This is a genomic window from Mycolicibacterium chengduense, from assembly GCF_033741155.1.
Classification (GTDB): domain Bacteria; phylum Actinomycetota; class Actinomycetes; order Mycobacteriales; family Mycobacteriaceae; genus Mycobacterium.
In genome coordinates this window covers 76,230-91,553 of record NZ_JAWQNH010000007.1, presented here as the reverse complement: position 1 = coordinate 91,553, position 15,324 = coordinate 76,230, and the positions used below count along the sequence as shown (strand labels likewise).

Here is a 15,324-nt window from a genome sequence, read left to right as displayed (position 1 = left end):
ACACGGGCGCTCGCCGACGAATAAAGCTACGCCGCCAGCGGGGTGTAGGTGGTGGTGCGTTGGCGCGCCGGCCGGCCGATACCCTCGGCGATGGCGACCAGTTCTTCGACGGTCTTGGCCGAGCCGTTCTCCGAGCCGGCCATCCGCGAGATGGTTTCCTCCATCAGCGTGCCACCCAGGTCGTTGGCGCCGCCGTTGAGCATCACCTGCGTCCGTTCGATCCCCAGCTTCACCCACGACGTCTGGATACTCGGGATCCGGCCGTGCAGCATGATCCGCGCCAACGCGTGCACGGCCCGGTTGTCGCGGTGTGTCGGCCCCGGCCGTGCCCCGCCGGCCAGATACAGCGGCGAGGACTGATGCACGAACGGCAGCGGGACGAACTCGGTGAAACCGCCGGTGCGGTCCTGGATCCCGCGCAGCACGTTGAGGTGACCCACCCAGTGCTTCGGGGTATCGACGTGGCCGTACATCATCGTCGAGCTCGACGGCAGCCCCACCTCGTGCGCGGTGGTGATGACGTCGATCCACTCCGAGGTCGGCAGCTTGCCCTTGGTGAGCACCCAGCGCACCTCGTCGTCGAGGATCTCGGCGGCCGTGCCGGGAATGGAGCCCAGCCCGGCCTCCCGCAACGCCGTCAGCCATTCCCGCACCGACAGGCCGCTGCGGGTCACGCCATTGGCGATCTCCATGGGTGAGAAGGCATGCACATGCATCGACGGCACCCGCTGCTTGACCGCCCGCACCAGGTCGGCGTAGCCGGTGACCGGCAGTTCGGGGTCGATACCGCCCTGCATACACACCTCGGTGGCGCCCGCGACGTGCGCTTCCCAGGCCCGGTCGGCGACCTCCGCGGTGGACAACGAGTACGCGTCGGCGTCACCCTTGCGCTGCGCGAACGCGCAGAACCGGCAGCCGGTGTAGCAGATATTGGTGAAGTTGATATTCCGGTTCACGACGTAGGTGACGTCGTCGCCGACCGTGTCACGACGCAGCGAATCGGCAAGGGCGGCAACCGCATCCAGGGCCGGCCCGTCGGCGGTCGCCAAGGCCAGATACTCGTCGTCGCTGCAGCCGCCGGGGTTGCGTTCGGCCGAGCGCAAGGCCGCCAACACATCGGTGTCGATCCGCTCAGGGGCTCGGGCCGCCAGCTCGGAGACCTTCTCCCGGATGGACTCCCAGTCCCCGAAGGCGCTGCCCAGGTCACTACGCGTCTCGGTCAGCCGACCCTCGGTATCGATGGCCGCATGCAGGTCGGTACGCCCCAACGACTCCGACGCCTCGTCGGGCTCCTGCCACGGCATGCCCACCGGCTTCACATCCCGCGCCCACCCGGTGTCCGGGTCGGCCAGCGCGTCCACATGTCCGCGGACCCGCGGGTCGATCCACGCCGCACCAGCCTGCACGTAGGACGGCTGCGCGGTAAGTCGTTCCACCAGTTCGTAACCCGCAGCGGCCGTCACCTCCGCCAAGTCGTCCAGCGCGGGCCACGGCCGCTCCGGGTTGACATGGTCGGGGGTCAGCGGCGATACGCCGCCCCAGTCGTCGACGCCGGCGCCGACCAGAGCCAGGCATTCGTCGCGCGAGACCAGATTCGGCGGAGCCTGGATGCGCATCTTCGGGCCGAGCACCAGCCTGCTCACCGCGATGGTGGCCAGGAAATCGTCGATCCCTGCGTCGGGTACCGCGGCCATGGCGGTGTGGTCCTTGGCCCGGAAGTTCTGCACGATCACTTCCTGGACATGGCCGAACTCCTTGTGCGAGCGCCGGATCGCATGCATGGTCTCGGCACGCTCGGTCAGGGTTTCCCCGATGCCGACCAGCAGACCAGTGGTGAAGGGGATGGACAGCCGGCCGGCATCGTCGAGGGTGCGCAGCCGCACCGCCGGATCCTTGTCCGGGCTGCCGTAATGCGCCAACCCCTTCGTCTCGAACAACCGTCGCGACGTGGTCTCCAGCATCATGCCCATCGACGGCGCCACCGGCTTCAACCGCGACAGCTCGGTCCAGCTCATCACGCCGGGGTTCAGGTGCGGCAGCAGGCCGGTCTCCTCCAGCACCCGGATCGCCATCGCGCGTACATAATCCAGCGTCGAGTCATAACCGCGCTCGTCGAGCCACTGCTTGGCCTCGTCCCAGCGAGCCTCGGGCCGGTCACCGAGGGTGAAAAGCGCCTCCTTGCAACCCAACTCCGCGCCACGACGGGCCACATCGAGAATCTCGTCGGGTTCCATGAACATGCCCTTGCCCGCCGCCCGCAAGCGCCCGGGCACGGTGACGAACGTGCAGTAATGGCAGGTGTCCCGGCACAGGTGAGTGACCGGAATGAACACCTTGCGCGAGTAGGTCACCGGCAAGCCGCCGCTGGGACCACGCCGGCCGGCCGACTCCAGGCCCGCGTCGCGGACCCGCGCGGCACTCGCACACAGGTCGGCGAGATCGGCGCCGCGCGCGGTCATCGCGACCGCGGCTTCCTCGACATTGAGCGCCACCCCATCGCGGGCCCGACGCAACACACGACGTAGCGCGGACGCATTGGGCTTGGGCGGGATCACCGGGCTGGGCAAATCGGAGCCGTGCTGCGGGTTCAGAGCCACTCCTCTGTAACCCGTACGTCGTCGCGGATCATCCGCGCGTCCCACTATGTGAAACCACAGCCCCTGACATAGGGGCCACGATAGTCCGAGCCATCGACCGGGACGCGCCGACCCGATACGGGCCATCGACAGTTGACCCTGGCGTAAGTTCAGCAGCGTCGACGATCGCACGAACCAGGAGCCCCGATGCGTGTGTCAGTCCGTTCCTATCTGATGGCAGGCGTGGCCGCTCTCGCCGCAGGCACCATCGCGATTCCCCCGTCGATCGCGCCGCCCGCGCAGCCCCCGGCGCCGGTGCACACCGAAGTGCGGCTGGCCGCCGAGACGAGGACCGCGTGGGCACCCAGACCGGTTATTGCACTGATCCCGAAGACCGGGGCCGCCGCAGGTCCCAACGCCGCACCGGCCGCTGCTGTCCACACCGCCACGGCCGGTGAGACCACCACCACCGCACCGGCCGCGGCGGTGGCGCCGACGGCCGCGGCCCTGGCTTTTCCCGGGCTGAGCAACGCCATCATCCAGGGCTATGACTGGGCCATCGGCTGGGTGGACTACGGGGTGGATCTCGCCCAGTACGCCGTCGGCTGGATCCCGGTCGCCAACATCTTCGCTCCCCAGATCGGCATCGTGTACTACAGCCTGATCCGACCGATCATCACCAGCGCGGTCTACAACACCGCCGCCGTGATCGGTGGCCAGATCGACCTGATCCAGGGCATCGGCAATGTCATCAACGACAGCATCACCGCGGGACGCGGATGCATCCAGGCCGAGATCAACTGGGCGCTGAGCTGGCTGCCGCCGCTGCCACCCCTGCCCTTCGCCGCTACCTCAACCAGCACGGCAGCCAAGACGACGGCCGTATCGCTGACCGCGACCGCCGAACCGACCGACGGCAAGCCGCCCGTGACCGCCGAGCAACAGACCGATCAAGGCAATGAGCACCCGGCCGAGCCCGTCGTGACCCACCCCGTCGAAACCCAGCCCGAGACCACCAAGCCCGACACCACCCAGCCCGTCGAAACCAAGCCCGTCGAAACCCAGCCGGAACCCACCCCTACCGACAGCACGCCGGTTGAGGAGCCCAGCGATTCCCCGGTGAGCGGCCCGTCCGACTCCACCAAGCCCGAGACCACCAAACCGGAGACCAAGCCCGAGACCACCGAGCCGGCCACCACGAAGCCGGCCACCACCCAGCCCGCCACCGCAAAGCCCGCCACCGCGAAGTCCGACACCACCGATGCCGACAAGCCGGACACCAAGCCGGGCACGGACAAGGCTGATTCCGACAAGACCGACAAGCCCGCACCGAAGAAAGCCGAGCCCAAAAAGAAGAAGCGCGATCGCCCATCGGCCCGCGATTCCGCCCCCAAGGCCGACACGCACGCCGGGTCGGACGCGCCCTAGCGGCTGCGCGCGTACCGCCGCAACACCATCAGCGGCGGCAGCACACCGACCACCACGAGCAGCAACAGCAGCACCGCACCGGAGGCGGTCAGCCCGAAGACGATGTCGCTGCCGGGCCCGCCGAGCGTCAACGCCCCGATGGTCGCCAACCAGCACCACAACGGCAACGCACCCACCCGCGGTGACAGGGTCCACTGCAGCGCGGCCCACACCAATGCGGCGTTCACCAGGCCACTGACCAACACGCTCACCGGGAACGGCGCACCACTGACCCGCCAGGGCAACAGAAATGCCGCGAGCACGGCGGAGAGCACACCGTCGAGTGACAGCAACGAAAGCATGACGGGCGGCACCCAGGCCGGCCCGTCGGGGTCCTCGGTTGTCAGGTCGGGATGCTGTCGAGCAATGCCACCAGCGAACCGACCACCCACTGGAAATTGTCCAGGCGGTCCTGCTGATGCTGCAGGTTGGGATCCAAATCCGGGTCCATGTCGGGGAGCTTACCGCGTGCGCCGGCCCGTCAGCCCAGATTCACTCCGGCGAGCAGATCAGTCTCGACACCGTTGCCGTCACGCTCGCCGGGCGACCCGGCGGCCAGCACGTAATGTTCGATCCCCCACAGCGGCAAGGCGACGAGGTTGGACAGCGCCAACGACCGGCCGTCGGGAGCCACGCTGACCTGGGTGGCGTGGGCTCGCAACGCGGCTGCCTTGGCCGGTAACTGCGCCGAGGCGTCGATGACGGCGTCCACCTTCTCGTCCGGGTAGCCGAAGGTGAGGTCCTCGGGCTTGATCGTGATCCAGTCCGCGGGCGGCTCCCCGATCGCGGCCAGCCCGTCGGCGATCGCCGACTGTGCCAGCACGGTCCAGTAGAACTTCGGCACCTGCCACGGCTCGCCGGGATGACCGTCACCGGCTGCGGCCGCGACGGCGGCGGTGGTGACCTCGTGCGCGCGGATGTGGTCCGGATGCCCGTACCCGCCGTTGGGGTCGTAGGTGACGACGACGTGCGGGCGCAGTTCCCTGATGATCGCGACCAGGGCGGCGACGGGCCCCTCGATATCCGCGTCGACGAACCGCTGCCGGTGCCGTGCCGGCGTGCCCGCCATCCCGGAATCGCGCCAGCGACCCGCGCCGCCGAGGAAGATCGGCTCCCCGGCACCGAGTGCGGCTAGGGCGGTGCTCAGCTCGGAGATGCGGTAGCCACCCAGCTGATCGGCGGCATCGACGGCGAGCTGGGACCAGCGGTCCCCGATCACCTCGCCTTCCTCGCCCATGGTGCAGGTGACCACGCGCACCGTGGCGCCCTGCGCGGCATAGTGCGCGATGGTCGCGCCGGTGGTCAGGGACTCGTCATCAGGGTGGGCGTGCACGAAGAGCAGCCGAGGTGTTTGCACTCCCCTAGATTTACCCTGTGCCGCCGACTGACGCGAAGAACACCGGTGAGCGGCAGCTTCTGGAGTTCGGGTGCGGTGTCCTAGCGGTCGGCCTGCTCGCCGGCGTCGCGGGTGCCGCCACCACCGTGCTGCTGCACTACATCGAACATCTCACCTACCACTATCACCTGGGCACCCTGCTCACCGGTGTCGGCGCCGCCGGCGAGATCCGGCGGGCCACCGGACCGATGATCGGCGGGGCGCTGGCCGGTCTGGGGTGGTGGCTGCTGCGACGGCGCGCATCCGTCCCGTCCCTGACGGCGACGATCAGTGCACATCGCCCGCTGGCCCGGATACCCCTGGCCGTCGACGCGGTGCTGCAGGTGCTCGTCGTCGGGTCCGGGGCCTCGTTGGGCCGCGAGGGCGCGCCACGACAACTGGCCGCGGTGTTCGGTGACACCGCCACCGGCCGCTGGCGCCTGACCGAGCGGGACCGCGAGATCCTATTGGCCTCGGCGGCCGGTGCCGGATTGGGTGCGGTGTACAGCGTGCCCGTCGGGGGTGCACTGTTCACCATCACGATCCTGCTGCGCAGCTGGCATCCCCGGGTGATCGGCACCGCGTTGATCACCTCCAGCCTGGCGGTGGCCGTCGCCGCGCCCGTCACCCACCTGGAGCACCCGCTCGTGTGGCCCTCGGCCACGGTGTCCTACCGCTTCGTGCTGCTGGCGTTCGCCGTCGCCCCGCTGGCCGTCGGGATCGGGATGGCATTCAACCGGCTGATGGCCGCCGCCCGGCCGGGCGTGTCACCCGCCTCGTGGCTGCTGGTCCCCGGTATCGCCGCGGCCGGCCTGCTGACCGGCATCTGCTCCATCTGGTACCCGGAGTTGCCGGGTAACGGGCGCAGCATTCTGGCCGTGACCGTGGACAGTTCGTTGACGTTGACGGCCGCCGCGGTGATCCTGCTGCTCAAGCCGATCCTGACGGCGCTGTTCCTGCGGGCCGGCGCGGTCGGCGGCCTGATCACCCCGGCGCTGGCCACCGGCGCGGCGGCGGGTTCGGTTGTCGCCCTTGCCCTCAACGAATTCGCCGGGGCCGGGCTGAATGTCCCGGCGGCGGCGCTGACCTGCGCCGCAGGGGTACTGGCGATCACCCAGCGGGCACCGCTGTTCGCCGGCGTGTTCGTATGGGAACTGGCCCGCCCGCCGGAGTGGCTGGTGATCGTATTCACGATCGCCGCCTTCACCGCCTATGCGCTGTGGAAACGTGTTGCGGCTAAGGCTGTTTGACCCACTTGCCGGCGTCGCCGACGATCCCGACCGGCACCGCTCCGGACAGACTGACCCCGCGGACTCGCGGTCCGGCGGCGACGATGGTGGTGTCCTGCAGGATCGGCAGTACTGTCGCCAAGTTCCACAGCCGCGGCTCGACGGCGTCGATCACCTTACCGATTTCCTCGGTCCCGGCCAACGCGGCCTCGATCCGCGGCTGGATGCTGCGGTCGCAGACACCGGTCAGGTTGCTGGGCACCGTCACCAATTCGCTTGTGCCGCTGGGCGGCGGTGCCGTGGCGGTCGGAGTGGGGGCAGCGGAGGTTGCCGGCGGCGGCGTCCGCGTGGGTGATGCCGAAGGTGTGGTCGTGACGCTCGGCGACGGTGTCGCCGTGGACACCGAGGTGGCCTCCAGGGCCGGGCAGCCGTAGCGCGATGCCAGCGCGGTGGCCAGGTCGCCGCCCGCCTGATGCCAGCCGACGATCGCATCGACCTTGTTGTTGGCCAAGGCATCTCCGTACAGAACCACCGGGTCGAGCGCCGACACCGAGGCGGCAATCCCGACGCTGCGCAATTGGTCGGCTGCGGTGTTGGCGACGGCCACCGAGGTGGGATCGTTGGCCGCCACCCCGATCACGATGGTCAGCGGCTGGCCGTCCTTGGAGATCTGTCCGCGGGAATCGTCGGGCGGCGGGGTACCCGGTGTCGGCGGCGGGGTCGAGGTCACCGGCTCGACCTGATAACCGGCGTCGGCCAGCAGTTGCAGCGCGGCCTCCCGGGTCAACGCCGGCGGAGCGGTCGGGACGTAGCCGGGATCCGATGGTGAGCGCACCTGAGCCTGCGCAAGTGTCACGGTGTTATCCGATCCAGCACCCACGGCGGCCAGCAGGTCGACGTCGAGCAACCCGAACAGCGCCTTGCGGACGTGCGGGTCGGCCAGCGCGGGCTGCTGGGCGCGCAGCGTCAACTGCATCACCCGAGGGGTGACGATGCGCGCGGTGCGCACGTCCGGGATGGCCGACAGTTGCGCGAAGGCCGCTTGACCACCATGCACCTGAGCCACCTGGGTGTCCCCGTTGCGGATCGAATCGGCAAGGGCCGCAGGCGCTCCCCCGCGCCGGAAGAGGATCTGGTCGGGTGCCGCGGGCGGGCCCCAGTATCGGTCGTTGCGGGCCAACAGAATTTCGTCACGCTGCGGATCGATACTCTCCACCCGGAACTGGCCGCCGGTCACCGGCATGGTCCGCACCAGTCCGGCACCGAAACCACCGGGCACGTCCTTGACGATGTGCGCAGGCAGCAAGTCGTTGAACAGTTCCCGCCAGGCCGGGTAGGGCTGCGAAAAGGTGACGACGGCCGTCTTGCCACCCTCGACCGACTGCACCCCGGTGATCAGGTCGTAGCCCGCCGGATCGACCACCCCGGGTTGGCTGACCATCTGCCGCCACAGATACCAGTAGTCGTCGGCGGCGATCGGTGCGTTGTCGGTCCAGGACGCCTCTGGCTTGATCTTGTAGGTGACGGTGAACGGCGCCTCGTTGGTCACCTCGGCCGACACCAACAGGCTGGTGTCCAGTTCCCACCGCGAACCGGTGGGCGACACCGGATCGGGAACCGGCCGGAACGAACTGGGCAGCACCAGCGCGGAGATGGCAGCGTTCACCGGAGACTGATCGGACATCAGGTGCGGGTTGAACCCGGCCCCGATCGAGTCGATGGCCATGATGATCTGCATCGCCTTGGCCGGCGGCGGGGGTGTCGACTGCGTCGTCTCGGTGCTCTGCGGAGCGGGCGGCGGGCTGACGGTGCACCCCGCCAACACCAACGACGTTCCGATCAGGGCGCCGGCGACAGCGCGGAAACGTCGTGGGTTGGTCGGCACGCACAACAGGGTATCGGCATGCCCGGCAGCCACCCCCAACATGGGTTGGGCCCGCCAATCGGGAATTCGTACAACTAGAGGTAGTAGTTCGGTTGAAATTCGGCGGGCGGTTCAGAATATTTGCCACCAATTGATCGAGAGAAGCGCTCAGCAACCTCACGGCGACATGGAGTGCGTCCCCAATATATCGATTTAACGTGCTTGTATAGCCCTCTCGCTTCCATCTGGAAAACATTCATTGCTTCGGCAAAGAGTGGCTGAAATTCCACACCCGCGCATGACGGCAAACAAGTAGCAGGCCCCGACAGAATTGAATTGGAACACGTTTTACCAAAGCGCCTTTTCCGTTTCATCCCCGTACTACGGTCAGGCCCGTCGGAGTGACCGACATCACATTTCGGTAAGGAGAGAACGTTGCAACGTGCATTGCGCCCCTATGTGACCACGGGCATCGCGTTGGTGGGTGCCGGTGTCATCGCGGTGACCCCGGTGGCGGCGCCACCACCCGAGGTTCATCTGCCGACCGTCACCCTGGCCGCAAACCCGGTCGCCGACGCTTACCGTCAGCTGCTCCAGAACACCTGGACCAACGTGCAGGCCGTCGGTTCGCAGGCCTGGAATCAAGGCATGCCGATCCTGGAGCAATTCCTGGTCAACACCCGAGCCAACCTCGACATCGCGGCCAAGGTGCCGCCGCAGATCTTCGACGCCCTGAAGTACTCGGCGCAACAGATCCGACCGACACTGGACGCGGCCGGGGCACAACTGCGGGCCGGTCAGGTCGGCGACGCGATCAACACGCTGTGGAGCGGGCTGGTGATCAATCCCCTGGTGGGCGTGGCCTTTCCGCTGTTGAACACCTTGCAGATCCCGGTCAATATGGCCAAGACCTTCGCCCGGGTGGTCGAAGCGCTGCCCTCGGCGATCCTGATCGGTGTGGGACTTCCGGTGTTGAGCACCGTTACCGCCGTGGTGAACTCGCTGGGCACAGTGGCCCAGGGGCTGTACGACGGCATCACCACCGGCAACCTCGGTGCGGTACTGACCACCGTGCTCACCGCGCCGGCCACCGTCATCGGCGGTGTGCTCAATGGCGACCCCAACACCGGGACCGTCGGCCTGATCAACGGCCTTGTCGCCGGAATCCTCAACGCCCGTCAGACCATTGCCGACGCCATGGCCCCGCCTGCGACGGCGTCGGTGGCCAAGACCACCGGTCCAGCGGCCCTTGCGACGGCGGCCGCCACGGCGCTGCCCGCGACCACCGCGGCCACAGTGACTTTGGACACCGCGCCCGCGCCACCCGCCGTCGATGGCACGAAAATCGAAGGGACGCAGGCGAAGACAACCGAACCGGCCACGACGACGCCGGCTGCCGAAACGGGCACCGGCGCAGTCGCAGCCACCGACACCAAGACGTCCGCGGCGGCACCAGCGGAGACCAAGACCGAGCCGGTCGAGGTGAAGACCGCGCCGACATCGGCCAACGGCGCAACCGACCTCAGCGACGGCAACAAGGTGTCACCCGGCGACAAGGTCGGCGAAAAGAGTTCCGACACAACGTCGTCCGCTCCCGGCAAAACCACCGAACCGACGGCACCAACCGATCCGAAGCAGACCGATACCACGTCACCGTCGGGTGCCGTGGGCTCGGCGCCGAGTTCCGGCAGCGGCTCGTCCGGTGCTACTGCGGGCGCATCGTCGACAGCGTCGACAGCATCAACGTCGTCGACAACGTCGACAGCATCGACCTCGTCGACAGCGGGCGACTAGCGAGCAGCTGCCGTCAGCCCTGCTGCTGCTTCGCGCGTGCCTTCGCGCGGGCGCGCAGGCTGGCGGTCAGCTCGACCTTACGTACCCGCACCACTTCCGGGGTCACCTCGACGCACTCGTCCTCGGCGCAGAACTCCATGGCCTGCTCCAGGCCCAGCTCCATCGGCCGCGCCAGCGTCTCCATCACATCGGCCGTGGAGGACCGCATGTTGGTGAGCTTCTTCTCGCGAGTGATGTTGATGTCGAGATCCTCTGCGCGCGGGTTGATCCCGACGACCTGGCCCTCGTAGGTGTCCTCACCCGGCTCGACGAAGAACGTCCCGCGATCGGCCAGCTGGATCATCGCGAACGGCGTCACCTGACCGGACCGGTCGGACACCAACGAACCGGTGTGCCGGGCGCGGATCTCGCCCGCCCACGGCCGGTACCCGTCGAACACCGCATTGGCGATGCCGGTGCCGCGGGTGATGGTCAGAAAGTCGGTGCGGAAACCGATCAGGCCACGGCTGGGCACGATGAAGTCCATCCGCACCCATCCGGCAGCGTGGTTGGTCATCTGCTCCATGCGGCCCTTGCGGGCAGCCATCAGCTGGGTGATGGCACCGAGGTGCTCCTCGGGGCAGTCGATGGTCAGCGCCTCGAACGGCTCGTGCAGCTTGCCGTCGACCTGCCGGGTGACCACCTGCGGCTTACCGACGGTCAGCTCGAAACCCTCGCGGCGCATCTGCTCGACCAGGATGGCCAGCGCCAGCTCGCCACGGCCCTGCACCTCCCAGGCGTCGGGACGGCCGATGTCGACCACGCGGATCGACACGTTGCCGACGAGTTCTTGGTCCAGCCGGTTCTTGACCATGCGCGCGGTGAGTTTGTGCCCGGACACCTTGCCGGCCAGCGGTGAGGTGTTGGTGCCGATGGTCACCGAGATGGCCGGCTCGTCGACGGTGATGCGTGGCAGCGCGTGCGCATGGTCGGGGTCGGCCAGGGTGTCGCCGATCATGATCTCGGGAATCCCGGCCACCGCGACGATGTCACCGGCGACGGCCTCCTCGGTGGGCGTGCGCTCGACGCCGACGGTGCCCAGCAGTTCGGTGATCTTGGCGTTGGTGACGACGGGATGCCCGTCGACCTCGCGCATCCAGGCCACCTGCTGGCCCTTCTTGAGCCTGCCCTTGTAGATGCGGATCAGCGCGAGCCTGCCCAGGAACGCCGAGGCGTCGAGGTTGGTCACCAGCGCCTGCAGCGGCGCCTCGGGATCGCCCTGCGGCGGCGGGATGTGCTCCATCAGCACGTCGAACAGCGGGTCGAGGTTCTCGCCGTCGGGGTTTTCGCCGTTGGCGGGCTGGTTGGTGCTGGCGATGCCCGCACGCCCGGAGGCGTACAGCGTCGGCAGGTCCAGCGCCTTCTCGGCCGCGGCCTGGGCGTCCTCGTCCAGATCGGAGGCGACGTCGAGCAGCAAGTCGTGGCTCTCCTCGACGACCTCGGCGATGCGGGCGTCGGGCCGGTCGGTCTTGTTGACCACCAGGATCACCGGCAGGTGCGCGGCCAGCGCCTTGCGCAGCACGAATCGGGTCTGCGGTAGCGGGCCCTCGGAGGCGTCGACCAGGAGCACCACGCCGTCCACCATCGACAGGCCGCGCTCCACCTCACCACCGAAGTCGGCGTGGCCCGGGGTGTCGATGACGTTGATCACCGTGACGGTGCCGTCGGCGTTGTGCCGGTGCACCGCGGTGTTCTTGGCCAGGATGGTGATGCCTTTTTCCTTCTCAAGGTCACCGGAGTCCATGATGCGTTCGGTCGCGTCGTCACCGCGGTGGGTCAACGCACCGGACTGCCGCAGCATGGCGTCGACCAAGGTGGTTTTACCGTGGTCGACGTGCGCGACGATGGCAACGTTGCGAAAGTTCGGGCGAGAATCCACGACGGTGATTGTCGCAGTGTGAGTACCCGATCACGAAAACGACGGAAGAGCGCGTGAAGAAGCTGGTATCGGCCAAGCCGAAGAAGAAGTGCTGCCGCAGTAAGCCCCGCTGCAAGCGCTGTCCGTTGGTGCTGCACAAGGTGCGCAAGGCCGCCCACGCCGGTGTGACTGGAAAGGAGCTGGAGAAAGTCCACAAAGATGCCAGAAAGTCCCGATGACCTGCATCGACCGGCGTCATCGGGCGTACCGTTGAAGTGTCCGTCACCGATGGTTGGAGGTAGCGATCATGACGGTTTACGAGGCACTCACCGTAGCGCTGATCATCGTGCTGGCGCTGGCCACGACGGCGGCGATCTACCTCGGATTGCTCAACTGGATCGGCGCGGCATTCGTGGTCCGGTGTGCGGCATGTCACCATCTGACCTTCGCCTCGGCCAATGCGCCGCAGGCGTCGTGCCCACAATGCCGCCATCAGTCGCTCATCCACCCGATCTACGCCGCCCAGCATCCCGGAGGTGAGGTACGGGTGGTCGGCGACCGACTCCGGTACTAGGCGAAGCCTTCCTCGAGTTGGCGTGCGGCGGCGGCGCTCACCGCGATGGCCTCGTGCGCGGCTGGACTCAACCGTCGCTCGGCGAGATGCGCGATGAGTATCCGACGTTGGGGCGGGCGGGTGGCCAGGCGGATCGAACGCACGTCGGGCCGCGGGTTGAGCACCGCCAACCGGGGGGCGATCGCCACACCCAGCTGCACCGCGACCATGGCTTGCACTTCGCCGTAATCGTGGGCGAACACACTGGTGCGGGGCGCGAATCCGCCTTGCTGACAGAGCTTTTCCAACGTCTGCGCGACGGGATGGTCTTCGGCGCGCACCACCCAGGACTCGTCACGGAGTTCGCCGATGCCGATCGCATCGCGATCGGCGAGCCGGTGATGTTCTGACACCAGCAGCATGGTCGGATCGTTCATCAGGTGGTGGTAGGTCAGGGTCGGGTCGTTGATCCGGTTCCACTCGTAGTCCCAGAGCAGGGACAGTTCGGTCTCACGCCGGCGGAGCGCATCGACGAGCCGGTCGAAACGGCCGCTGAACACCTTCAGTTCGACCCCGGGGTGCCGCGTCTTGAACTCCTTGACCACCAGCGGCAACAGCGACGAGCCGGCCGTGGGAAAGGTGCCGATGGCCAGGACGCCCGCTCGTAGGCCCCGGATCTCGGCCAGTTCGGCTTCCGCGGCATGCAGTTCGACCAGGATGCGCTCCGTGTGCCGGACCACCGATCGGCCGGCATCGGTCAGCGCCACACCGCGGGCGTGACGTTCGAGAAGAGGTTGCCCCGCTTCCTTTTCGAGCTTGGCGATCTGTTGTGAGACGGCAGACGTCGTGTAACCCAGAGCCTCCGCGGCCGCGGTGATGGATCCGTGGGTGGCAACCTCACGCAACGTGAACATCCGATTGGTATCGAGCACAACACTCCAGCGTGGTTTAAGAGAAACTGAACCCTACTGTACATAGTCGACATTGTCGTTAAGTCAACACGTTCTTAGTGTGATCTGGGTAATGATCAACGAAGGGTGTGACCCGCAACCATCGCAGCTCCGCCGAAAGGCGGGACGGTGCTCGGCTTGCGCGCAGCGCGACCTTCTCCGGAACTGAGAGACCAACGATGACCTCTGTCGAAGTGCTACCGCTGATCGCCCTGGTGGCGATGTTCGTCATCGCCACATTTTTTCCCATCAACATCGGCATTCTCGGATTCATCGGCGCCTTCGGCGTCGGGTACTTCATGCTCGGCTATGACGACAAGGAGCTCTTGGCCGAGTTCCCCAGTTCGATCGTGCTCACCATCGTCGGTGTCACCTACTTCTTCGGCATGGCCAAACGCAACGGCACGATCGACCTGCTGGTCAACGCCTGCATCCGCGGGGTGCGCGGCCGCGTCACCGTGGTGCCGTGGGTGTTCTTCTTCTGCGCCTCGGTCTTGACCGCGCTCGGCACGTTCAGCCCGGCGGCCGTGGCTTTGATCTCTCCGGCAGCGATGTCGTTCGCCGCACGAACCAAGATGAGCCCGCTGGTGATGGGCATCATGACGATCAACGGCGCCCACGCCGGGGCGTTCTCCCCGATCTCGGTTTCCGGCGTGCTGGTCCGCGACATCGTCGAGAAGAGCGGCCTGAGCATCAACCCGTGGACGCTTTTCTTCGCCAGCTACGGCATCAACCTGCTGCTCTCAGTCCTGACCGTCGTCGGATATGCCGCGTTGGCCCGGGTCCGCCACCTGGAGTTCAGTGCCACCGGCACCCCGGAAGGCTTCGATCACGACGACCTCGGATCCACCGGCGTTGGCACCGGCCGTGCCCCGCGCGACACCCCGCTCGGCGCAGGCTCGGGAACTACCGGCACCGGACTGCTCACCCGACCGGCGGTGCGCACCGGCGTCCTCCTGGACGCGATGCCCACTCCGGTGACCCGCGTACAGAAGCTCACGCTGGCGCTCATCGCCGTGGTACTGGTGCTGGTGCTGGTGTTCCACCTGCCGATCAGTTTCATCTCCATCGCCGCGGGCGCTGTTCTGGCCTTCACCGACCTGTCCAAGCAGAACGAGGCGATTGCCGGGATCAGCTGGTCCACCGTGCTGCTGGTTGCCGGCATGATCACCTACATCTCGGTACTGCAAGAGATCGGCACCATCGACCACCTCGCCGAGATGTCCATGACCATCGGTGCGCCCTTGCTGGTTGCCGCCGTGCTCTGCTACGTCATCGGCGTCACCTCGGCGTTCGCCTCCTCCACCGCGCTGCTCACCGCCATCATCCCGATGGCCCTTCCGCTACTGCACACCGGAGCGTTACCCGTCGTCGGTGTCGTTGCCGCACTGGCGATTTCGGCCACCGTTGTCGACGTCTCACCGTTCTCCACAAACGGTGCCCTCGTGCTGGCCAATGCCCAAGGGATTGCCCGGCCGAGGTTCTACCGCCAGCTGTTGCTCAACGCCGGCATCGTCGTCGCCCTGGCTCCGGCACTGTGCTGGCTCGTGCTGGTAGTCGCACCCGCGTTGTTCTGAGCCCGCATTCGCCGCTGCGCAGCCACGAAGCCGGACTTTAGA

Annotated in this window: 12 protein-coding genes; 6 read left to right on the top strand and 6 right to left on the bottom strand. The window is 67.4% G+C overall.

What is annotated here, in order from left to right:
• Positions 1-26 precede the first annotated feature (26 nt).
• The gene (locus SBI67_RS24845; RefSeq protein ID WP_318983138.1) at positions 27-2,597 is read right to left on the bottom strand and encodes a bifunctional FO biosynthesis protein CofGH; all 2,571 of its coding nucleotides are present in this window, start codon (positions 2,595-2,597) and stop codon (positions 27-29) included.
• A 186-nt stretch (positions 2,598-2,783) separates the two neighbouring features.
• Here SBI67_RS24845 and SBI67_RS24840 point away from each other — a divergent pair, with 186 nt between their 5' ends.
• Positions 2,784-4,004 (top strand): hypothetical protein, encoded by a 1,221-nt coding sequence (locus SBI67_RS24840; protein ID WP_318983137.1) that lies wholly within the window; start codon positions 2,784-2,786, stop codon positions 4,002-4,004.
• Here the strand turns inward: SBI67_RS24840 and SBI67_RS24835 are convergent.
• Positions 4,001-4,435, bottom strand: coding sequence for a hypothetical protein (locus SBI67_RS24835; RefSeq protein ID WP_413232562.1), 435 nt, complete (start codon positions 4,433-4,435; stop codon positions 4,001-4,003). The two genes, SBI67_RS24840 and SBI67_RS24835, sit on opposite strands and share 4 nt — an antisense overlap.
• A gap of 89 nt (positions 4,436-4,524) precedes the next feature.
• Complete coding sequence (gene mshB / locus SBI67_RS24830; protein ID WP_318983135.1) at positions 4,525-5,400, bottom strand: N-acetyl-1-D-myo-inositol-2-amino-2-deoxy-alpha-D-glucopyranoside deacetylase; 876 nt, start codon at positions 5,398-5,400, stop codon at positions 4,525-4,527.
• A 17-nt stretch (positions 5,401-5,417) separates the two neighbouring features.
• Here mshB and SBI67_RS24825 point away from each other — a divergent pair, with 17 nt between their 5' ends.
• Entirely contained in the window at positions 5,418-6,668 is a 1,251-nt protein-coding gene (locus SBI67_RS24825) for a chloride channel protein (protein WP_318983134.1), read from the top strand.
• On the opposite strand, the gene SBI67_RS24820 is transcribed toward SBI67_RS24825, so the two are convergent.
• Positions 6,655-8,538, bottom strand: coding sequence for an ABC transporter family substrate-binding protein (locus SBI67_RS24820; protein ID WP_318983330.1), 1,884 nt, complete (start codon positions 8,536-8,538; stop codon positions 6,655-6,657). The two genes, SBI67_RS24825 and SBI67_RS24820, sit on opposite strands and share 14 nt — an antisense overlap.
• 408 nt (positions 8,539-8,946) lie before the next feature.
• Between SBI67_RS24820 and SBI67_RS24815 the strand changes: the two genes are divergently transcribed.
• Complete coding sequence (locus SBI67_RS24815; protein WP_318983133.1) at positions 8,947-10,305, top strand: hypothetical protein; 1,359 nt, start codon at positions 8,947-8,949, stop codon at positions 10,303-10,305.
• A gap of 13 nt (positions 10,306-10,318) precedes the next feature.
• On the opposite strand, the gene typA is transcribed toward SBI67_RS24815, so the two are convergent.
• Entirely contained in the window at positions 10,319-12,223 is a 1,905-nt protein-coding gene (gene typA / locus SBI67_RS24810; protein ID WP_024450901.1) for a translational GTPase TypA, read from the bottom strand.
• A 53-nt stretch (positions 12,224-12,276) separates the two neighbouring features.
• Between typA and SBI67_RS24805 the strand changes: the two genes are divergently transcribed.
• The gene (locus SBI67_RS24805) at positions 12,277-12,441 is read left to right on the top strand and encodes a hypothetical protein (protein WP_318983132.1); all 165 of its coding nucleotides are present in this window, start codon (positions 12,277-12,279) and stop codon (positions 12,439-12,441) included.
• Between the two features lie 68 nt (positions 12,442-12,509).
• On the top strand, positions 12,510-12,776 hold the full coding sequence (locus tag SBI67_RS24800; protein WP_318983131.1) for a hypothetical protein: 267 nt from the start codon (positions 12,510-12,512) through the stop codon (positions 12,774-12,776).
• Here the strand turns inward: SBI67_RS24800 and SBI67_RS24795 are convergent.
• Positions 12,773-13,687 carry a LysR family transcriptional regulator gene (locus SBI67_RS24795; RefSeq protein ID WP_318983130.1) on the bottom strand — a complete coding sequence of 305 codons (915 nt, stop codon included), beginning with the start codon at positions 13,685-13,687 and terminating at the stop codon, positions 12,773-12,775. The genes SBI67_RS24800 and SBI67_RS24795 overlap by 4 nt on opposite strands.
• A gap of 197 nt (positions 13,688-13,884) precedes the next feature.
• Here SBI67_RS24795 and SBI67_RS24790 point away from each other — a divergent pair, with 197 nt between their 5' ends.
• Complete coding sequence (locus SBI67_RS24790) at positions 13,885-15,282, top strand: SLC13 family permease (RefSeq protein WP_318983129.1); 1,398 nt, start codon at positions 13,885-13,887, stop codon at positions 15,280-15,282.
• Positions 15,283-15,324: the final 42 nt, after the last annotated feature.